At 69.0% G+C, this 19,876-nt stretch carries 20 protein-coding genes; 11 read left to right on the forward strand and 9 right to left on the reverse strand.

Going from position 1 to position 19,876, the window contains the following annotated elements; translation table 11 throughout:
• Positions 1-5 precede the first annotated feature (5 nt).
• From nadC to PV734_RS24635, 7 genes are all read left to right on the forward strand, one after another.
• Positions 6-989, forward strand: a complete 984-nt coding sequence (nadC, locus tag PV734_RS24605; RefSeq protein ID WP_319096922.1) for a carboxylating nicotinate-nucleotide diphosphorylase — start codon at positions 6-8, stop codon at positions 987-989.
• A gap of 10 nt (positions 990-999) precedes the next feature.
• Complete coding sequence (locus PV734_RS24610; protein ID WP_319096921.1) at positions 1,000-1,797, forward strand: type III pantothenate kinase; 798 nt, start codon at positions 1,000-1,002, stop codon at positions 1,795-1,797.
• 147 nt (positions 1,798-1,944) lie between these two features.
• Positions 1,945-2,583: a hypothetical protein gene (locus tag PV734_RS24615; RefSeq protein WP_319097071.1), complete on the forward strand. Its 639-nt coding sequence runs from the start codon at positions 1,945-1,947 to the stop codon at positions 2,581-2,583.
• A gap of 100 nt (positions 2,584-2,683) precedes the next feature.
• Positions 2,684-2,866, forward strand: coding sequence for a hypothetical protein (locus PV734_RS24620; protein WP_006383270.1), 183 nt, complete (start codon positions 2,684-2,686; stop codon positions 2,864-2,866).
• 101 nt (positions 2,867-2,967) lie between these two features.
• The gene (locus PV734_RS24625; protein WP_415924259.1) at positions 2,968-3,408 is read left to right on the forward strand and encodes a BlaI/MecI/CopY family transcriptional regulator; all 441 of its coding nucleotides are present in this window, start codon (positions 2,968-2,970) and stop codon (positions 3,406-3,408) included.
• A 9-nt stretch (positions 3,409-3,417) separates the two neighbouring features.
• Positions 3,418-3,951: an amino-acid N-acetyltransferase gene (locus PV734_RS24630; RefSeq protein ID WP_006383289.1), complete on the forward strand. Its 534-nt coding sequence runs from the start codon at positions 3,418-3,420 to the stop codon at positions 3,949-3,951.
• A gap of 225 nt (positions 3,952-4,176) precedes the next feature.
• Positions 4,177-4,512, forward strand: coding sequence for a histone-like nucleoid-structuring protein Lsr2 (locus PV734_RS24635; protein WP_006383287.1), 336 nt, complete (start codon positions 4,177-4,179; stop codon positions 4,510-4,512).
• Here the strand turns inward: PV734_RS24635 and PV734_RS24640 are convergent.
• Positions 4,491-5,198 (reverse strand): SCO3374 family protein, encoded by a 708-nt coding sequence (locus PV734_RS24640; RefSeq protein ID WP_319291875.1) that lies wholly within the window; start codon positions 5,196-5,198, stop codon positions 4,491-4,493. The two genes, PV734_RS24635 and PV734_RS24640, sit on opposite strands and share 22 nt — an antisense overlap.
• A 441-nt stretch (positions 5,199-5,639) precedes the next feature.
• On the opposite strand from PV734_RS24640, the gene PV734_RS24645 reads away from it, so the two are divergent.
• On the forward strand, positions 5,640-8,168 hold the full coding sequence (locus tag PV734_RS24645; RefSeq protein ID WP_319096918.1) for an ATP-dependent Clp protease ATP-binding subunit: 2,529 nt from the start codon (positions 5,640-5,642) through the stop codon (positions 8,166-8,168).
• Between the two features lie 122 nt (positions 8,169-8,290).
• Here the strand turns inward: PV734_RS24645 and PV734_RS24650 are convergent, their stop codons facing one another.
• Entirely contained in the window at positions 8,291-8,935 is a 645-nt protein-coding gene (locus PV734_RS24650) for an HAD family acid phosphatase (RefSeq protein ID WP_319096917.1), read from the reverse strand.
• 425 nt (positions 8,936-9,360) lie between these two features.
• Here PV734_RS24650 and PV734_RS24655 point away from each other — a divergent pair, with 425 nt between their 5' ends.
• Positions 9,361-9,966, forward strand: coding sequence for a M23 family metallopeptidase (locus PV734_RS24655; RefSeq protein WP_319291878.1), 606 nt, complete (start codon positions 9,361-9,363; stop codon positions 9,964-9,966).
• Between the two features lie 64 nt (positions 9,967-10,030).
• Here the strand turns inward: PV734_RS24655 and PV734_RS24660 are convergent, their stop codons facing one another.
• Complete coding sequence (locus tag PV734_RS24660; RefSeq protein ID WP_319096915.1) at positions 10,031-10,618, reverse strand: helix-turn-helix domain-containing protein; 588 nt, start codon at positions 10,616-10,618, stop codon at positions 10,031-10,033.
• Positions 10,619-10,780: 162 nt separating this feature from the next.
• On the opposite strand from PV734_RS24660, the gene PV734_RS24665 reads away from it, so the two are divergent.
• Positions 10,781-12,445: an MDR family MFS transporter gene (locus PV734_RS24665; protein ID WP_319096914.1), complete on the forward strand. Its 1,665-nt coding sequence runs from the start codon at positions 10,781-10,783 to the stop codon at positions 12,443-12,445.
• A 193-nt stretch (positions 12,446-12,638) separates the two neighbouring features.
• Here the strand turns inward: PV734_RS24665 and cseC are convergent, their stop codons facing one another.
• The 5 genes from cseC to PV734_RS24690 all read right to left on the reverse strand — a co-directional run bounded on the left by cseC (position 12,639) and on the right by PV734_RS24690 (position 17,394).
• Positions 12,639-13,976, reverse strand: coding sequence for a two-component system sensor histidine kinase CseC (gene cseC, locus PV734_RS24670; RefSeq protein WP_319096913.1), 1,338 nt, complete (start codon positions 13,974-13,976; stop codon positions 12,639-12,641).
• An 8-nt stretch (positions 13,977-13,984) separates the two neighbouring features.
• Positions 13,985-14,692, reverse strand: coding sequence for a two-component system response regulator CseB (cseB, locus tag PV734_RS24675; protein WP_319096912.1), 708 nt, complete (start codon positions 14,690-14,692; stop codon positions 13,985-13,987).
• A 92-nt stretch (positions 14,693-14,784) separates the two neighbouring features.
• Positions 14,785-15,432, reverse strand: coding sequence for a hypothetical protein (locus PV734_RS24680; protein ID WP_319096911.1), 648 nt, complete (start codon positions 15,430-15,432; stop codon positions 14,785-14,787).
• A 182-nt stretch (positions 15,433-15,614) separates the two neighbouring features.
• Positions 15,615-16,157 carry a SigE family RNA polymerase sigma factor gene (locus PV734_RS24685; protein ID WP_319096910.1) on the reverse strand — a complete coding sequence of 181 codons (543 nt, stop codon included), beginning with the start codon at positions 16,155-16,157 and terminating at the stop codon, positions 15,615-15,617.
• A 295-nt stretch (positions 16,158-16,452) separates the two neighbouring features.
• Positions 16,453-17,394, reverse strand: a complete 942-nt coding sequence (locus PV734_RS24690) for an A/G-specific adenine glycosylase (RefSeq protein WP_319096909.1) — start codon at positions 17,392-17,394, stop codon at positions 16,453-16,455.
• A gap of 414 nt (positions 17,395-17,808) precedes the next feature.
• Here PV734_RS24690 and PV734_RS24695 point away from each other — a divergent pair, with 414 nt between their 5' ends.
• Positions 17,809-18,669, forward strand: coding sequence for a hypothetical protein (locus PV734_RS24695; protein ID WP_319096908.1), 861 nt, complete (start codon positions 17,809-17,811; stop codon positions 18,667-18,669).
• 52 nt (positions 18,670-18,721) lie between these two features.
• Here the strand turns inward: PV734_RS24695 and disA are convergent, their stop codons facing one another.
• A complete protein-coding gene (gene disA / locus PV734_RS24700; RefSeq protein ID WP_319096907.1) occupies positions 18,722-19,846 on the reverse strand; it encodes a DNA integrity scanning diadenylate cyclase DisA in 1,125 nt (374 codons plus the stop codon).
• Positions 19,847-19,876: the final 30 nt, after the last annotated feature.

A 19,876-nucleotide genomic window follows, 5' to 3' on the forward strand; every position in this document is an offset into this window, starting at 1 on the left:
CAGAAGTGAGCACCCCCGACCTTCCCCTCGCCCAGAGCGGCGGCTGCGGCGACGGCTGCGCCTGCGGCGCGGACTCCGACACGGCAGACGAGTACATGGAGTGCGGCCTCGACCCCGCGCTCGCCGCCCTCCTCGCCGACGCAGGCCTCGACCCCCTTGAGGTCGAGGACATCGCCAACGTCGCCATCCAGGAGGACCTCGACGGCGGCGTGGACGTGACGACCGTCGCGACCATCCCCGAGGAGGCCCGCGCCACCGCCGACTTCACCGCCCGTGAGGGCGGCGTCGTCGCCGGCCTGCGGATCGCCGAGGCGGTCGTCTCCGTCGTCTGCACCGACGAGTTCGAGGTCGAGCGGCACGTCGAGGACGGCGACCGCGTGGAGGCCGGACAGAAGCTGCTCAGCGTCACGACCCGCACCCGTGACCTCCTGACGGCCGAACGCAGCGCCCTCAACCTCCTGTGCCGGCTGTCCGGCATCGCGACCGCCACGCGCGCGTGGGCGGACGTCCTGGAGGGCACCAAGGCGCGGGTCCGCGACACCCGCAAGACGACTCCCGGCCTGCGTTCCCTGGAGAAGTACGCGGTCCGCTGCGGCGGCGGCGTCAACCACCGCATGTCCCTGTCGGACGCGGCGCTCGTCAAGGACAACCACGTGGTGGCCGCCGGCGGCGTCTCCCAGGCCTTCAAGGCCGTACGGGACGCCTTCCCGGAGGTCCCGATCGAGGTCGAGGTCGACACGCTGGACCAGCTGCGCGAGGTCGTCGACGCGGGCGCCGACCTGATCCTCCTGGACAACTTCACCCCCGGCGAGTGCGACGAGGCCGTCGCGGTCGTCGACGGCCGCGCCGTGCTGGAGGTCTCCGGCCGGCTCATCCTGAAGAACGCCAAGGAATACGCAGACACCGGCGTCGACTACCTGGCCGTCGGTGCCCTCACCCACTCCTCGCCGATCCTCGACATCGGTCTCGACCTGCGAGCGGCGGAGTAGGTACACGGCCATGCTGCTGACCATCGACGTGGGAAACACGCACACCGTCCTCGGGCTCTTCGACGGCGACGAGATCGTCGAGCACTGGCGCATCTCCACGGACGCGCGCCGCACCGCCGACGAGCTCGCGGTCCTCCTCCAGGGCCTCATGGGCATGCACCCGCTCCTCGGGGACGAGCTGGGCGACGGCATCGACGGCATCGCCATCTGCGCGACCGTGCCGTCGGTGCTGCACGAGCTGCGCGAGGTGACACGGCGGTACTACGGCGACGTGCCGGCGGTGCTGGTCGAACCCGGCGTGAAGACGGGCGTACCGATCCTCACCGACAACCCCAAGGAGGTCGGCGCGGACCGCATCATCAACGCGGTCGCCGCCGTCGAGCTCTACGGCGGCCCCGCGATCGTCGTCGACTTCGGTACGGCGACCACGTTCGACGCGGTGTCCGCGCGCGGGGAGTACGTCGGCGGGGTGATCGCGCCCGGGATCGAGATCTCGGTCGAGGCGCTCGGCGTGAAGGGGGCGCAGCTCCGGAAGATCGAGGTGGCGCGGCCCCGGGCGGTGATCGGCAAGAACACGGTCGAGGCGATGCAGGCGGGCATCATCTACGGGTTCGCCGGCCAGGTGGACGGTGTGGTGACCCGGATGGCGAAGGAGCTGGCGGAGGACCCGGACGACGTGACGGTGATCGCCACGGGCGGCCTGGCGCCGATGGTGCTGGGCGAGGCGTCGGTGATCGACGAGCACGAACCGTGGCTGACGCTGATCGGGCTGCGGCTGGTCTACGAGCGGAACGTGGCCCGTATGTGACCGCGGTACGGGTCCACGGCGGGCCAACGGCGGGTCAGGCAGGTCCACCCGGGTGGACCCCTGCGCCACGCCCTCTCTCGATGTCGAATTTGTCTGATTAGCGCGTATCGTCGCCGCATGCCCACGCCATTCGGATCTCGCGGCGGCATGGCGTTCGGTGCGGAGGAGCTGCGTGTGCTCCGTCGTGCCCTCGCCCTCGCCCTCCACCCCGGCCCCGCCTCCGCAGAGGACGTCCAGGACTGTCTCCGGCTAGCCGAGTCCGTCGACGAGGCGGCGCACGAGGGGATCAGGCTGCGGGCCTTCCTCGTGGCCGACCTCGCCCGCTACCGCGCCGCCCTGCCCGGAACCGCCGCCGGCTACCTCACGCTCCTGGAGGAGGCGCTGGGCGCCGGGTACCGACCGGACCCGGACGACCTCGCCGCCCTCCGGGCCCTGCGGGGGAACCCGGTCGCCGCCACCCTCCTGGACCGCTGTATGCGCCACGCGGAGCGGGACGTACGGGCCAGGCTGAGCGCCAGAACGGCCGGCCGCGCACCGGTCGCACCGACGGTGCCCGCCTCCCGTACCCGGCTCCTGGCCCTGCCCGGCGGTCTCGCCGCCCAGGAGCCCGTCAGGAAGCCCGGCGAGAAGCCCGCGGAGAAGCGGCCCGATCGGCCCGCCCCGGCCCCGCGGCCCGCGCCCGACGCCCCCAGGCCCGCCCGTCCCGTCCCCACCCCGGGCGAGGTCTTCCCGCGCCGCAAGCCGACACCGCCCGCGAATCCCCCACAGCAACTCGCCGCGGGCTGAACAGGACAGGGAACGCGCGAACAGCCGACCAGTGCCGCAATCACACAAAGGCCCGGGCCCCCTGCCCGGGCCTTTCGTCGGCCCTGACTACTCTGGTCCCATGGACTACGTCTCCGCGCTCGTGCCCCCCGTAGTGATGGCCGTGCTCTTCATCGCCGTGATCGTGACGATGGTGAAGAGTCAGGGTGGTGCCAACAAGGCCAAGGAGGACGCCGTCGTCGACGCCACCCTCGCCCGGGCCGAGCAGACCCGGCAGGCCGGACAGGATCGCCCCGTTTCGTAGGTGTTCGAGGTGAAAGCGCACGTCCTTCGCGTTATTCACCGTTTCTCCCACTAGTGTGCTGAGTTGTGCCTCGCCCATTGGGAGAACTCGAAGACGCGGTCATGACGCGGGTGTGGAAGTGGAACCGCCCGGTCACCGTTCGAGAAGTCCTGGAAGACCTTCGGCAGGAACGGTCCATCGCCTACACCACGGTGATGACCGTTTTGGACAATCTCCATCAGAAGGGCTGGGTCCGTCGTGAGGCGGAAGGCCGGGCCTATCGATATGAGGCGGTCTCCACCCGTGCCGCCTACGCGGCCGCGCTGATGAACGACGCCTGGTCGCAGAGTGACAACCCCGCCGCCGCTCTCGTCGCCTTCTTCGGCATGATGAGCGAAGAACAGCGGCTCGCCCTCAGGGATGCCGTTCGCATCGTAGAAGGGCCGGAACAGGTCGAACAGCCCCGAGAGGGCGAAGAGGCGGAACACTCGGAACAGGCGGAAGCCCCGGAACATACCGCCTACGAGAACCCCGCCTCGGTCCAGGACCGCACCGGGCGATAGCGTCCGCTCATGTCAGCGAACCGTCCCGAAGTCACCGCGAAAGCCATCACCGTCCGGCGGGCCAGGACCAGCGATGTCCAGGCCGTACGCGGACTCCTCGACTCGTTCGTCCGTGGCCGTATCCTGCTCGACAAAGCGACGGTGACACTTTACGAGGACATCCAGGAGTTCTGGGTCGCGGAACGCGACGACAACGGTGAGGTCGTGGGGTGCGGCGCACTCCATGTCATGTGGGAAGACCTTGCCGAAGTCCGCACTCTTGCCGTGAACCCCGACCTCAGAGGTTCCGGTGTCGGGCATCAGTTGCTGGAGAAGTTGCTGCAGACCGCCCGCTGGCTGGGTGTTCGTCGCGTTTTCTGTCTGACCTTTGAAGTGGACTTCTTCGGGAAGCACGGCTTCGTGGAGATCGGTGAGACACCGGTTGACACCGATGTCTACGCCGAGCTGATGCGTTCCTATGACGAGGGTGTCGCGGAGTTCCTCGGTCTCGAACGAGTGAAACCGAACACCTTGGGCAACAGCCGGATGCTTCTGCATCTGTGATCGGGCATCGGGCAATTCTGTGAGCCGCCCTGCCCGGGTTCCCTATGTCCGAAACGCGCACGTTTCCGGTCCATGGCGGGACGGTCGGTCTCTCCCGGGGGTTTGTGTTTTTCACGCAAAAGCGGTTTGCTTTCCGATGTACTGCAGTACTGCATATAACAGGGGACGCGAATCGGCGGCGCATGCCGCAGGCCGGCTCCCGAGTTATCGATGAAAGGAAATCCGGTGGCACAGAAGGTTCAGGTCCTTCTTGTCGACGACCTCGACGGCGGCGAGGCCGACGAGACCGTGACGTTCGCGTTGGACGGCAAGACGTACGAGATCGACCTCACGACTGCCAATGCGGACAAGCTTCGCGGTCTCCTCGACGCCTACGTCAAGGGCGGCCGTCGTACCGGAGGCCGTGCTTCGGGTGGGCGTGGAAAGGTGCGCGTCGCCACCGGCGGCAGCCAGGACACCGCGCAGATCCGTGCTTGGGCGAAGGAGAACGGTTACGAGGTCAATGACCGTGGCCGTGTTCCCGCGTCCATTCGTGAGGCTTACGAGAAGGCCAACGGCTGAGCGCACGCGCGCCGCAGTCGGATGCGATGGCATTGCGTCGCCAACGTGTCCACCAGCCGTACGAGATCGGGGGCGCCTCCGACGCCCCCCAGGGCCGACATCGTCGGCAGCGGGATCACGCTCCCGCATCCTGTTTCAGGGGGCCGCAGCCAGACAGCGGCCCCCTGCGGTTTTGCGGGGCCCTGGGAATGGCCCGGATCGGCGAGCCCCGGCAGTGCGGGCGGGCCGAGCGGTGTGGGGAGCCCGGGTTGTGCGGGGAGTCCCGGTGGCCGGGGTGCCTCGATACGGCCACCCGCGCCGATCGCCTTCAGCTCCGGTGTGAGCCCGCCCCATTCCAGCCAGTCCAGCAGCCCGGGCAACTCGTCCGCGCTGCCCGGGGCCACGAGCAGCAGCATCCGCTCCGCGCGCAGGGCCACCGGGGAGACCGGCGCCCGCAGCTGCCCACGGTGGCGCAGCGCCGCGAAGCCCGCTTCGGCCGGCACGTCCAGCACGTCGAAGCACGCGCCCACGGCCAGCAGCAGCGGAATTCCGGCACCACCGGAACCGGGCACTGTCGTCCACCCCAGTTCGTTCTCGTACCAACGACGGACATGACTCGTGTCGTCGCCGCTGGTGCCGTGCGTGAGAGCACTCGTGGTGTCGTCCGTATCAAGAGGGCGACGAGGAAGGGGAACCGTGGGCGCCATGCCAAAGCCAACCGCCAGGACAGGCCGCGAGTTACGCTGGGTGTCCCCGTGGGCGCACAGAGTGGCGATTCCGGGGGTGCGCAGAGCGGTTCGGCGGCGCAAGGTTGTTCGCCCGTAGCGGAGGGAACCCGTGCATCCGGCATGGAGTGTCAGTCCGTACGGGTAAGACATCCCTAGTGGGAGGGGGCGACGCGCAGAAAAGGCCGTCTCACGTTCGCCATCGGCGTACTGATAGTGAGGGTATCTGCCTGGCCTGCGGGAACATCGTCTCGCACGATCGGGTTGGAGCATATGTCGGCGTACGGGGTCAGGAGGCTGTGTTGGTTCTCGGTCCGGTGTCGGCAGTTGGAATGAGCGGTCCCCGCTTGCGGGACTAAGCTGCGGAAGGACAGGGAGGGGAGCGTCCCCTTACTGCCTGACCGCTCTGAGGAGCGATTAACGATGTTCGAGAGGTTCACCGACCGCGCGCGGCGGGTTGTCGTCCTGGCTCAGGAAGAAGCCCGGATGCTCAACCACAACTACATCGGCACCGAGCACATCCTCCTGGGCCTGATCCACGAGGGTGAGGGTGTCGCCGCTAAGGCCCTGGAGAGCCTCGGGATTTCGCTCGAGGCGGTCCGCCAGCAGGTGGAGGAGATCATCGGGCAGGGCCAGCAGGCCCCGTCCGGGCACATCCCCTTCACCCCCCGTGCCAAGAAGGTCCTGGAGCTGTCGCTCCGCGAGGCCCTTCAGCTGGGCCACAACTACATCGGCACGGAACACATCCTGCTCGGCCTGATCCGCGAGGGCGAGGGCGTCGCCGCCCAGGTCCTCGTCAAGCTGGGCGCAGACCTCAACCGGGTGCGGCAGCAGGTCATCCAGCTGCTCTCCGGTTACCAGGGCAAGGAGACCGCCGGCGCCAGTGGCGGTCCTGCCGAGGGCACCCCCTCGACGTCCCTGGTCCTCGACCAGTTCGGCCGGAACCTCACCCAGGCGGCCCGCGAATCCAAGCTCGACCCGGTCATCGGGCGCGAGAAGGAGATCGAGCGGGTCATGCAGGTGCTGTCCCGCCGTACGAAGAACAACCCGGTCCTCATCGGTGAGCCCGGCGTCGGCAAGACCGCCGTCGTCGAGGGTCTCGCCCAGGCCATCGTCAAGGGCGAGGTGCCCGAGACCCTCAAGGACAAGCACCTCTACACCCTGGACCTCGGCGCGCTGGTCGCCGGCTCCCGGTACCGCGGTGACTTCGAGGAGCGCCTGAAGAAGGTCCTCAAGGAGATCCGCACCCGCGGCGACATCATCCTGTTCATCGACGAGCTGCACACGCTCGTCGGCGCGGGTGCCGCCGAGGGAGCCATCGACGCGGCCTCCATCCTCAAGCCGATGCTGGCCCGTGGCGAGCTCCAGACCATCGGTGCGACCACGCTCGACGAGTACCGCAAGCACCTCGAGAAGGACGCGGCCCTTGAGCGCCGCTTCCAGCCGATCCAGGTGGCGGAGCCTTCCCTCCCCCACACGATCGAGATCCTCAAGGGCCTGCGCGACCGGTACGAGGCGCATCACCGCGTCTCGATCACCGACGAGGCCCTGGTGCAGGCGGCGACGCTCGCCGACCGGTACATCTCGGACCGGTTCCTTCCCGACAAGGCGATCGACCTCATCGACGAGGCCGGTTCCCGGATGCGCATCCGCCGGATGACCGCTCCGCCGGACCTGCGCGAGTTCGACGAGAAGATCGCCGGCGTGCGCCGCGACAAGGAGTCCGCGATCGACTCGCAGGACTTCGAGAAGGCCGCCTCTCTCCGCGACAAGGAGAAGCAGCTCCTCGCCGCGAAGGCCAAGCGGGAGAAGGAGTGGAAGGCCGGCGACATGGACGTCGTCGCCGAGGTCGACGGCGAGCTGATCGCCGAGGTCCTGGCGACCGCCACCGGCATCCCGGTCTTCAAGCTGACCGAGGAGGAGTCGAGCCGCCTGCTGCGCATGGAGGACGAGCTCCACAAGCGGGTCATCGGCCAGGTCGACGCCGTCAAGGCGCTGTCGAAGGCGATCCGTCGTACGCGTGCCGGTCTGAAGGACCCGAAGCGTCCCGGTGGTTCGTTCATCTTCGCCGGCCCGTCCGGTGTCGGTAAGACCGAGCTGAGCAAGGCCCTGGCCGAGTTCCTCTTCGGTGACGAGGACGCGCTGATCTCCCTCGACATGTCGGAGTTCAGCGAGAAGCACACGGTGTCGCGTCTCTTCGGTTCCCCGCCCGGATACGTGGGTTACGAAGAGGGCGGCCAGCTGACCGAGAAGGTCCGCCGCAAGCCGTTCTCCGTCGTCCTCTTCGACGAGGTCGAGAAGGCCCACCCGGACATCTTCAACTCGCTGCTGCAGATCCTGGAGGACGGTCGTCTGACCGACTCCCAGGGCCGGGTCGTGGACTTCAAGAACACGGTCATCATCATGACGACCAACCTCGGCACGCGGGACATCTCGAAGGGCTTCAACCTGGGCTTCGCGGCCTCCGGCGACAAGAAGTCCAACTACGAGCGCATGAAGAACAAGGTCTCGGACGAGCTCAAGCAGCACTTCCGTCCCGAGTTCCTCAACCGCGTCGACGACGTGGTCGTCTTCCCGCAGCTGACGCAGGAGGACATTCTGCGGATCGTCGACCTGATGGTCGGCAAGGTGGACGAGCGCCTCAAGGACCGGGACATGGGCATCGAGCTCTCCCAGGCCGCCAAGGAGCTGCTGTCCAAGAAGGGCTACGACCCCGTCATGGGCGCCCGCCCGCTGCGTCGCACGATCCAGCGTGAGATCGAGGACACGCTCTCCGAGAAGATCCTCTTCGGTGAGCTGCGCCCCGGTCACATCGTGGTCGTCGACACGGAGGGAGAGGGTGAGACCGCGACCTTCACCTTCCGGGGTGAGGAGAAGGCGGCGCTGCCCGACGTCCCGCCGATCGAGCAGGCGGCCGGCGGTGCCGGACCGAACCTGAGCAAGGACGCGTGACCCTCCGGGGTGCGCCCAAGGGTTCCGCCTGAGGGCTCACCCTGAAGGTTCCGCCTCAGGATGTTCGACGAGAGGGGCCGGTGCTTCAGCACCGGCCCCTCTCGCATGCCCTGGCGGCCGACCTACGACAGCTGGCCGTCGTAGTCCGGCAGCTTGTACGTCTTCTCCGCGTGGCCGCCCGAGAGGTCGGTGGCACTGTTCCCGATGTTGGCGACGATCGTGTAGCCCTTGGACTCGATGGCGACGCGCTGCGCGGTCTTGTAGTCGGCCACGTCCTTGAAGAGGTCGATCAGATTGCGGGCGTACAGCCCGGTCACGTTGTAGCCGACGTAGGTGAGGTTGTACTGCGTCACGGGCTTGATGATGTCCGGGCGCGCGGTGACGAAGAAGAGGGCCACGCCGTGGTCCTGGGCGTACTGGGCCACCTTCAGCACGGGCGCGTTGGCCGGGGACGGGTAGCTGAAGCCGAAGTCGGTCTCCAGGGTGGTGTTGTCGATGTCGAAGACGATCGCCGGCTTCTCACCCGCGGAGGCGGCGGCTATGCGCTGCTTCAGATAGGGCAGCGCCTGGTCCATCACGGCTTGGCAGTCCTGTTGCCAGGTGGCGTAGCTGACATCCGCGGCAGCGGCCGCCGACGTTGTCGCCGTGGTGGTCGCTGTGGTGGCGGCCTCAGCGGTGCCGGGGCCGGTCAGTGTCACCGCGGCGACGGCGGCGGCCGCGGTCAGACCGATACGGCGGGTCCAGGGCGTCCAGGAGCCTGTAGTCATCGGGATGGGGTCCTCTCACATAGGGCAGTGCGGTGCCCGGGCATGCACCTGTCAGAGGCATGCTTGCGGGGGTGAGTGGCGCTGACGAGAAGGGCACATTACTCACGGGTATCGGCGAGGTGCCAGTAGTCGGAGCGGGTTTATTCGGGCGCCGCTGGATCTTGCGGGCCGGTGACATGATGCACAGGCGAAATGTCCGTTACTAACGTAATTAGTGGGGGTGGGCGTGGGTGGATCGTGGTCGGGAGGGAGTGAGGGCCCCGGTTGTTATGTCAAGAAGTAGGTAAATTTAAGGGCATCTACGACCTTGTGTCGTAGATCAGGAGTTTGGGAACGGGTGGGCCTCCGGGTTACCAAGGGATTGCCCATCCGGCGGGATCGCTCGTGCCGGGTGGCTTTTCTGTCCCCGTCCCCATGAGGTCTCGATGTTCCAGCGCGCCACCACCCCGTCCCGTGAGTCCCGTACGGCCCGTGTCTCCCGCGTCTCAGTTCTGGCCGCCGGGCTCGGAGCCTCGGTCGTCCTGGGGGCCGCCGGGGTCGCGACCGCCGCCGGGACCGGTGTGACCGGCTCGACCGGTGCCGTCCAGGTTCAGGTCGCCGCCAAGAAGGCCGCCTCCTGGGTGGACCCGGTGAAGAAGTACACGCTCAGCGCCGGCTTCAACCAGGCCGGCAGCATGTGGTCGTCCACCCACTCCGGCCAGGACTTCGCCGTGCCGAGCGGCACCAAGGTCGTCGCCGCGCACGGCGGCACGGTCGTCAAGGCCGGCGGCAACGGCGCCGGCGACGGGCCGGCGTACGGCAACGCCGTCGTCATCAGGCACGGCAACGGGACCTACTCGCAGTACGCCCATCTCTCGCGGATCAACGTGAAGGTCGGCCAGGTCGTGGCCACCGGGCAGCGCATCGCCCTGTCCGGCAACACGGGCAACTCCAGCGGGCCGCACCTGCACTTCGAGATACGTACGACCGCGAACTACGGGTCCGCCGTCGACCCTGTCGCGTTTCTGCGCGGCAAGGGTGTGACCGTCTGACGCGTGGGCGGTGAGTGCGACTGCCCGGCGCGGGCGTGAGGACGGCCCGCGTCCGGTCGGCCGGCTAGGAAAGTTGGCCCGCGCCCTCGTGGGCCTGGGTCACCAGGCCGATCGCGACCTCCAGGACCGCCTCGCGCTTCGCCTCGGCGTCGCCCGCGAGATCCTGGAGAACGAACATCCCGGCGTGCAGGGTGAACATCGCGCTGATGCAGCGGACCTGGTCGACCAGGGGGGCGTCCGGGTCGATGATGATCTCCCGCATGCCGAGCATCCGGGACTTGAACATGTCGCCGATGCTCAGGTCCCGTACCGTCGCCTGGTTCTCCTGCATGAAGCGGAAGAGGGGGGCCGCCTCGGTGAGGGCCTCGTTGTAGCGGCGTAGGATCTCCTGCTTCATGGCGAGAGTGTGGGGCTGCTGACGGCCCCACTCGATCAGCTCCTCGATCGGCTTCGTCAGATCCTCGAACAGGCTGACGATGATCTCTTCCTTGGTCTTGAAGTGGTAGTAGAGCGCCGCCTTCGTGACGTCGAGGCGTTCGGCGATCTCACGCAGCGAGGTCTTCTCGTAGCCCTGTTCGGCGAAGAGTTCGAGCGCCACGTCCTGGATGCGCTGGCGGGTGTCCCCGCGACGGCGCTGCTTGGTGCGGTCCATGCCCGTACTCCGGCTTCTGCTTCTGCTTCTGAAGGCCCTCGGGAGTGCCCTTGGGAAAAAACTTACTTGACGCCCGGCTAGTTAGGGGTCTAGCTTCCCCAGTGTAGCCAACTTGCCGGTCGGCAAGTAAGTGGGAGTTCGTGGGGGAGTGGGTCGGAGACGATGGCGGACAAGCGAGCGGTTGTGGACGAACAGACCGGGCGGACCGGGCAGGGTGAGAATGCCGAGCAGGCTGAGCAGGTCGAGGGGCATGAGTCGGGCAAGCAGCCGCGAAGTGTGCGGGTGGTACTGCTCGCGCTCATGATCGCGATGATGCTCGCGATGCTGGACAACATGATCATCGGCACCGCGATGCCGACGATCGTCGGGGAACTGGGCGGGCTCGAACACCTGGCGTGGGTCGTGACCGCCTACACGCTCGCCACCGCCGCCTCCACCCCGATCTGGGGCAAGCTCGGCGACATGTACGGGCGCAAGGGCGTCTTCATGAGCTCGATCGTGCTCTTCCTGATCGGGTCGGCGCTCAGCGGTATGGCCCAGGACATGGGCCAGCTGATCGGCTTCCGTGCCGTGCAGGGGCTCGGCGCGGGTGGCCTGATGGTCGGCGTCATGGCGATCATCGGGGACCTCATTCCGCCGCGTGAGCGTGGCAAGTACCAGGGCATGATGGCCGGCGTGATGGCGCTCGCCATGATCGGCGGACCGCTGGTCGGCGGCGCGCTCACGGACCACCTGGGCTGGCGCTGGTCGTTCTACATCAACCTGCCGCTGGGCGTGGTGGCGCTCGCCGCCATCAGCGCTGTGCTGCACCTGCCGAAGAAGCGGGCGAAGACGCGGATCGACTATCCGGGCGTCGCGCTGCTGACCGTCGGCATCACCTCGATCGTGCTCGTCACGACCTGGGGCGGTTCGGAGTACGCATGGGACTCCGCCATGATCATGGAGCTCATCGGGATCGGCGTCGCCTCGCTCGTCGGGTTCGTGTTCTGGCAGACGAAGGCCGCCGAGCCGATCATTCCGCTCCACATCTTCCGCAACCGCAACTTCACGCTGATGTCGATCATCGGCTTCATCACCGGGTTCGCGATGTTCGGTGCGGTGCTGTTCCTGCCGCTGTACCAGCAGGCCGTGCAGGGCGCGTCCGCGACCAACTCAGGGCTGCTGCTCCTTCCGATGCTCGCGGCGATGATGGTCGTGTCCATGGTCGCGGGGCGGGTGACGACGGGCAGCGGCAAGTACAAGGTGTTCCCGCTGGCCGGTGGTGTGCTGCTGAGCGTCGGGCTGTACCTGCTCGCCCAGATGGACACGGAGACCACACGGCTGACGTCCGGTCTGTACATGGCGGTGGTCGGGGCGGGCCTCGGCTGTCTGATGCAGATCACCATGCTGGTCGCGCAGAACAGCGTCGAGATGAAGGACATGGGCGTGGCGTCCTCCACGACCACGCTGTTCCGTACGCTCGGGTCCTCGTTCGGGGTCGCGATCATGGGGGCGTTGTTCAACAACCGGGTGCAGGACGTGATGAGCGAGCGGGCGGGGGCGCTGGGGTCCAAGGTGACCGAGCAGTCGGCGCAGCTTGATGCGGCGAGCCTGGCGAAGTTGCCGGCGGCGGCGCGGGAGGCGTACCAGTACGCGGTGTCCTCGGGGACGCACTCGGCGTTTCTGGTGGGGGCTGTGGCGGCGGTCGTGGTGCTGGTGGCGGCGGTGTTCGTGAAGGAGGTTCCGTTGAAGGGGGCGGGGCCGGAGGCGGAGAAGGGGGCGGGTTCCGGGGCTGCGGCTGGGGACGAGGGTTCGGTCAAGGGTGGGGCTGTGGTTGAGGCGGTCTGAGGCTGCGGGGCGTTTCTTCGCCCCCGCCGCCCTTACCCGTCCCATCCTGTTCCTGGGGGCTGCGCCCCCAGACCCCCCTCCGGCCCTGGACGGGCCTTGTCCTCAAGCGCCGGACGGGCTGGGAATGCGGGCCGGCGCTGGATGGATGCGGTGAACGGGTGGGTGGGCGGGTGGGAAACTTGGCCCACCCGCCTCAGTTGCTCGTTCGCGGCATCATCGGGTAGCTGCCCGTGTTTGTCGGGGCGTGTTCCGGGAGCCACAGGACTGCTACCGCGCCCTCTGCGGGGACGCCTTCCGGGGCGCCTGGGGAGCGTATGTTGCGGAACGTCAGGCGGGCGCCCAGGACTCGGGCCTGGCCTGCGGCGATGGTGAGGCCGAGGCCGTGGCCGTGTCCCGAGCGGTCACTGCTCCCCGTACGGAAACGGCTCGGGCCGTCCGCCAGCAGGTCCTCGGGGAAGCCGGTGCCGTGGTCGCGTACGCGGATGACCCGGCCCTCGACGGAGACCTCTATGGGCGCCTTGCCGTGCCGTGCCGCGTTGGCCAGCAGGTTGAACAGCACGCGCTCCAGCCGACGCGGATCGGTCGTGACCTCCGACTCGTGCACCACGTGCACGGCGATCTCCGGGTCCTTCGCGAGCACCCGGCGGGCCACGAACTCGCCCAGCATGATGTCCTGCAGTTCGGCCCGCTCCGACGCACCGTCGAGACGGGCCACCTCCAGGACGTCCTCGACCAGGGTGCGCATGGCCTGCGCCCGGTCCAGGACCAGCTCCGTCGGGCGCCCGGGCGGCAGGAGTTCGGCCGCCGTCAGCAGACCCGTCACCGGCGTACGCAGCTCGTGTGCGATGTCGGCGGTGACCCGGCGTTCCGCCTCCAGCCGCTGCTGCAGGGTGTCCGCCATCGCGTCCACCGCCCGCGCGAGGTCGTCCGTCTCGTCGCGCACGACACCGCCGATGGCGTCCCGCACCCGTACGTCCGTCTCGCCCCTGGCGACCTGGTTCGCGGCGGCCGCCGCCTTGCGCAGCCGACGCGACAACTGGGCGCCGATGAGCACCCCCAGCGCGCTGCCGCCGAGGACGACGGCGATCGAACCGATGATCAGCGCCTGGTCGAGGTCGGCCATGATGTCCGTACTGCGGTCGGTGAACCCGGTGTGCAGCGACATGATGTGGCCGTCCTTGAGCGGTACGGCCGCCCAGATGTCCGGCACCCCGTCCGGCCGGTCGGCCACATAGGTCGCCCGGCGGCCCTGCGCGGCCTTCTCCCGCAGTTCCCGCGGCAGGTTCGGGTCGTCGACCTTGATGCCGGGGAAGTTCGGCCGTCCCGACAGGTTGTAGTTGCTCTGCCCGATCAGTACGCGCTCGTCCGCGAGGTCGCGCGCGCTGTCCAGCATCGACACCCGGGCGGCGTTGTGCACGACCAGGCTGAGCGTGACCGCCACGAGCGCGCCGACCAGCGCGATGGCGGCGCTCAGCTTCCATCTGAGCCCGGTGTGGATGCCCGTGAACCGAGTGAGTCCGAAGGAACGCATGGGGCGACTCAGGCCTTCAACTTGTAGCCGAAGCCGCGGACCGTCTCGATCCGGTCCTGGCCGATCTTCGTACGCAGCCGCTGCACATGGACGTCGACGACGCGGGTGTCGCCTCCCCAGCCGTAGTCCCACACGCGTTCGAGGAGTTTGTCGCGGGAGAGGACCGTGCCCGGCGCGGACGAGAACTCCAGCAGCAGCCGCATCTCGGTCGGTGTCAGGGCCACCGGCCGGCCCTCCTTGAGGACCTCCATGCCCTCGGTGTCGATCTCCAGGTCACCGAAGACCAGCACCCCGCCGGTCACGGGCGCGCTGCCCTCCGGGGACGTCGCGTTCGGGCCGCTCGCGTGACCGAAGCGACGCAGGACCGCGCGGATCCGGGCGACCAGGACGGCACCGTCGAAGGGCTTCGTGACGTAGTCGTCGGCGCCCGCCTCCAGGCCCAGGACCACGTCGATCGAGTCGGCGCGCGCCGACAGCATGATCACCGGCACGGTGGACTCGTCGCGGATACGGCGGCAGAGGCTGACCCCGTCGAGGCCCGGCACCATGACGTCCAGGAGGGCGATGTCGGGGCGGTCCGCGCGGAACGCCTCCAGGCCCGACAGCCCGTCGGGCATGGCCGTGACCGCGAAACCGTCCCGCTCCAGGGCGAGTTGGGTGGCCTCGCGGATGACGTCGTCGTCCTCGACGAAGAGGACGTGGGTCTGGTCTGCCATCCCGGGTGCTCTCAGTTCTCGTCTCGTGTGTGGCGGCGGTACAGCTTGGTGCGGGTGCGGGTGCGGGTGCGGGTGCGGGTCGGTGGGACGGGTCAGTTCGTGGCCGTCGTCGGTGCGTCGCCGTCGACCGCGCCGCTGTACTCGTTGTGCGTGCGGTACTTCAGGGCGAAGCGGCCGGCCGTCCACCGATAGGTGATCACATTCTCGCCCGACGGGCTCGTCACCGGGTCGTCCTTCTTGTAGACCTGCTTGGTGACCACCAGGTCGCCACGGTCTATCTCCGCGTACACCGGGGACTCCTCCGCCCGGAAGACGTTCCGGTATCCGTCACCCGCCTCGCGGTAGACGTAGGAACCGACACCGACGGCATCGCTGCACGTCATGACGTTGACGACGACGTCGTCGGCGACCCCGTCGGTCAGGTCCCCGTACGACACGTCGACCGGGTACTCGTCCCCCACGCACGGCTTCAGCGCGCGCTTGACCGAGGCCGCGACCCCCGGATCGTCCTCGACGAGCCTGACCGCGTCCACGTCGTCCGGGGTGGCGTACGCGGAGGCCAGGGGGGTGGGGTTCAGCTTGCCCGCGACGGCGTCGGCGGCGGCCGGCCCCTCGTCACGGGCGCCGGTGCCGCCGGTTGCGCAGGCGGAGACGAAAAGGGCGAGGGCGGCGAGCACAGCCGTCGCCGTGATCACCGCCTGAAAGGCCCGCCGCGCGGGCACGGACAACGCCGGTCCCATGAGCAGCCCCGCGCCATGCCCCTGCCACCCCTGAGTGCCCGCACCCGAGCGGCCAGGACCCGGGATCCGGCCCTGACCCTGGTCCTGGCCAGGGGGTGGGGCGGCGCCCGCATCCGTCGCTTGTGGCCGAGTCCCTGTCCCTGTCCCTGTCCGTGGGACCTCGGGACCGGTCGCCCCTGTGCCTAGGCCGCGCAACGCTCCCGCTCCTCATGCTCCAGAGCGCGTGCGTCCAGATCGCGGGCCTCCAGCTCCTCCCGGAGCCGGGCGAGCGCCCGGTGCAGCGTGCTCTTGACCGTACCGGCCGACATGCCGAGGGCGGCGGCCGTCTCCTCCGTGGACATCTGCTCCCAGTGTCGCAGCACGACGACACTGCGTTGCTTGGGTGCGAGAACCTTCATGACATCCATGAGAAGTGCGCGGTCCGCGTGCTGCTCGGTGGAGTCGTCGACGCACGCGTCCGGGAGCTGCTCGGTGGGGACCTCCTCCAGCTTGCGAGCCCGCCACCACTCGGTCCGGGTGTTGATCATCACCCGGCGGAGGTAGGCGTCCGCGAGCCGCTTGTCCGCTATGCCGTCCCAGCGGCCGTACGTCCGCACGAGAGCTGTCTGCAGCAGGTCCTGCGCGTCGACGGGGTCCGGGACCAGTCGACGGGCGCTGCGCAACAGCGCGTCCTGCCGTGTGCGGACGTACTCCTCGAACCCGAGCACCTCGCCCTGCTGCGCCATCCCGACCGCCTCCGTCCCCGTTTCCGACCCGCCCTGCCGGTCGGCCTTCACTGCCTTGTGGTCTGTACAGGGATGAAGTTACGGAGCTGTTGTCACGGGGGTGTCCGAGCCAGCCTTCGGGTAGCGCTCGGCTGTCCGTCGGTTGTGTAACGGAAATAGGGAAGGGGTAAGCGGGCAGGGTAATTGGTGGTTGTTTGTGGTGATTTGTAGGGCTGGGTGAGTGTGTCGGGACAGCCCGTCGGGTCGTCACAGAAGACCGGCCTTGTGACTTGGCTGTGTGGGACGGCCGACTGACTCAGCTGTGCGGCAGCCGGTACAGGCCGCCCGGCAGGGGCTCGACCAGACCGTCGGAGACGAGGCCGTCGAGGGCCCGCGCGCGCTGGACCGGCTCGTGCCACACACTGTCGAGCGCGGCCTGCGGTACGGGGGTGTGGGCTTCGCGGAGTACGGCGAGCAGCTTGCCGCGTACCTGGCGGTCCGTGCCCGCGTACGTCTGACCACGGCGCGCCGGGCCCTCGTGCTCGGGCTTCCCGGCGAGCCGCCAGGCGCACTGGCCGGCGATCGGGCAGCGGTGGCAGGTCTCGTTCCTGGCCGTGCAGACGAGCGCCCCCAGCTCCATGGAGGCCGCGGCCCAGCGGGCGGCCACCGGCTCGTCGTCCGGCAACAGGGCGCGGGCGAGCTTGCGTTCGGCGGCTGTCGTGGCGTTCGGGGGGTACTGGACGCCGGTGACGGCACGGGCGAAGACCCGACGGACGTTGGTGTCCAGTACGGCGTGCCGCTGGCCGTAGGCGAAGGAGGCGACGGCCGCGGCGGTGTACTCGCCGATGCCGGGCAGCGCGAGCAGTTGGGCGTGCTCGGTGGGTACGTCGCCACCGTGGCGTTCCGTTATGGCGACGGCGGCGCCGTGCAGGCGCAGGGCGCGGCGCGGGTAGCCGAGCCGGCCCCAGGCGCGGACGGCCTCGCCGGAGGGGTCGGCGGCGAGGCCGGCGGGGCGGGGCCAGCGGGCGAGCCACTGCTCGTAGACGGGCAGTACGCGGCTGACGGGGGTCTGCTGCAGCATGAACTCGCTGACCATCACCCCCCAGGGGCCGGCGTCCGGGCGCCGCCAGGGGAGGTCGCGGGCGTGTTCGTCGAACCAGTCGATGACGGGGGAGTGGAGAGGGGTGCCGTCGGCGAGGGGGGAGGCGAGGGGTGTGGTGTCGGTGTCGCGGTGCGGGGGTTTCGTGGGCGCAGTCATGGCGGTTCCGATCCTGCCATGTGGGGGTGCGGGGGTGTGCGATGCGGTGCGGTACGTCCGGTTGTTTCGCCCCCGCCGCCCCTACCCGTCCCATCCCGTTCCTGGGGGCTGTGCCCCCAGACCCCCCATCGGCCCTGAACGGGCCTTGTCCTCAAACGCCGGACGGGCTGGGGGTGTGGGCCTTGTTCTCAAGCGCCGGACGGGCTGGGGGTGTGGGCCTTGTTCTCAAACGCCGGACGGGCTGGTGGGGTGCGGCCGGGCTGGACGTGCGGGGCGGCGCATGAACTGCTTCCCCTCCGGCGCCAGTTCACCCATGTCATCCACCCCCTTCGCCGGGATGATGATCCGGAAAAGTTGGTGCTCCGGCGGCGGGTGGGGCGAGTGAACTGTCCGATCTCTCGTACAGTTTGCGCCGTGGGATCTATGCGCAATCCGGTCGGGCCGCTTCCCTCCTCCATCTACTGGCGTCGGAGGGCCGTTCTGCTGTCCGTGCTCGCCCTGTTGACACTGGTGGTCATCTGGATCGTCGCTTCCGGCGGTGGAGGCGGCAAGAACGGTACGGACGGTGCCAACGGCAAGGATCCCGTGCAGACGATCACCCCGGGGCCGTCCGGTTCGGGGCCCGCGATCAGTCAAGCCCCGGGCGGGCGCGACGAGTCGGGGGACACGGACACCGGCGGCTCGGGCTCGGGTTCCGGCTCGGCCGGCTCCGGGAGCTCGGGTGGCTCCGGCGGTTCCGGTGGTTCGGACGGTGCCGGTGCGTCCGGCGGTGACAGCGGCTCCGCCGGCACGGGTGGCGGCGGTACCGGCACGGACGACGGCGTCAACGGCAGTGTAGGCAGCGGAGATACCCTTCCGGCCGGTTCCACCCTGCCCAACTGCACCGCCGGTGTCGTCCAGTTGAGCCTGCGCAGCGTCCAGAACACCTACGCGCCCGACGAGACGCCCACCTTCCAGCTGATCGCCAAGAACTCCTCCGCCAACGACTGCAAGATCGACCTCGGTCCGAAGACGGCCGTCGTGACGATCACGCAGACGAGCAGCGACGACGACATCTGGTCCTCGGCCGACTGCCCCAACAACACGGCAGGTCTGCTGTTCCGTGTGTCCGGCGGCGCCAGCATCACGTACACCTTCGAGTGGGACCGCAAGGCGTCCGCCCCCGAGTGCGCCACCCCGAAGGCGGGTTCGGCGACGGCGGACACCTACCTCGTGGAGGCACAGGCTCAGGGCTTCCCGAAGGCCCAGACATCCTTCGTACTGGACAAGGACTGACCGGACCGGCAGGGCCGACGGGGAGTTGGCGGCCCCGGTGGCTGAGCCGGAGTTACACGTACCGCTCCAGAATCGACGACTCCGCCAGCCGGGACAGCCCCTCCCGGACGCTGCGTGCCCTCGTCTCGCCGACGCCGTCCACCGTCTGGAGCTCGTCGACGCTCGCCGCCAGCAGCTTCTGCAGGCTGCCGAAGTGTTCCACCAGTCGGTCGATGATCGCGCCGGGCAGGCGCGGAACCTTCGCCAGGAGGCGGAAGCCGCGGGGAGAGACCGCAGAGTCGAGGGCCTCGGGTGAGCCCGTGTAGCCGAGGGCCTTGGCCACCGTGGAGAGTTCGAGCAGTTCGGCGTGGCTGAGCGCGTCGAGTTCGCCGAGCGCCTCGTCGACCGTGCGCGAGCGTTTGGCGGTCGGCTCGGGGACGTAGTCCCGGACCACCAGCTCGCGCTCCGGCTCCACGCCCGCGATCAACTCCTCCAGCTGAAGGGTCAGAAGCCGCCCGTCGGTGCCCAACTCCAGCACGTAACCGGCGATCTCCGTCGCGATGAGGCGGACCATCTCCAGGCGCTGCACCACCGCGGAGACGTCCCGGACCGTCACCAGGTCCTCGATCTCCAGCGCGGACAGCGTGCCCGCGACCTCGTCGAGGCGGAGCTTGTAGCGCTCCAGGGTCGCCAGGGCCTGGTTCGCGCGGGACAGGATCGCGGCCGAGTCCTCCAGGACCCGGCGCTGGCCGTCCACGTACAGCGCGATGAGTCTCATGGACTGGGAGACCGAGATGACCGAGTAACCCACCTGCTTCGACACGCGGTCGGCGGTGCGGTGCCGGGTGCCTGTCTCCTCGGTGGGGATGTTCGGGTCGGGGACCAGCTGGACGCCGGCCCGCAGGATCTTGGACAGGTCCGAGGAGACCACGATGCCGCCGTCGAGCTTGCACAGCTCACGCAGCCGCGTCGCCGAGAACTCGACGTCCAGGACGAAACCGCCCGTGCACATCGCCTCGACGGTCTTGTCGGAGCCGAGCACGATGAGTCCGCCGGTGTTGCCGCGGAGAATCCGCTCAAGCCCGTCGCGCAGCGCCGTGCCTGGTGCCACGGCGCTCAGTGAGGCGCGCATCAGGCCATCGGCACCGGAGCTCCCGCCGTACTTTCCTGGAGCTGCTGCCCGGTCGTTGGCTGCCACTGCACTCCTCCGGTCGCAGGTACTGGGCCG

This window comes from Streptomyces sp. AK08-02 (genome assembly GCF_033795085.1).
Taxonomy (GTDB): domain Bacteria; phylum Actinomycetota; class Actinomycetes; order Streptomycetales; family Streptomycetaceae; genus Streptomyces; species Streptomyces echiniscabiei.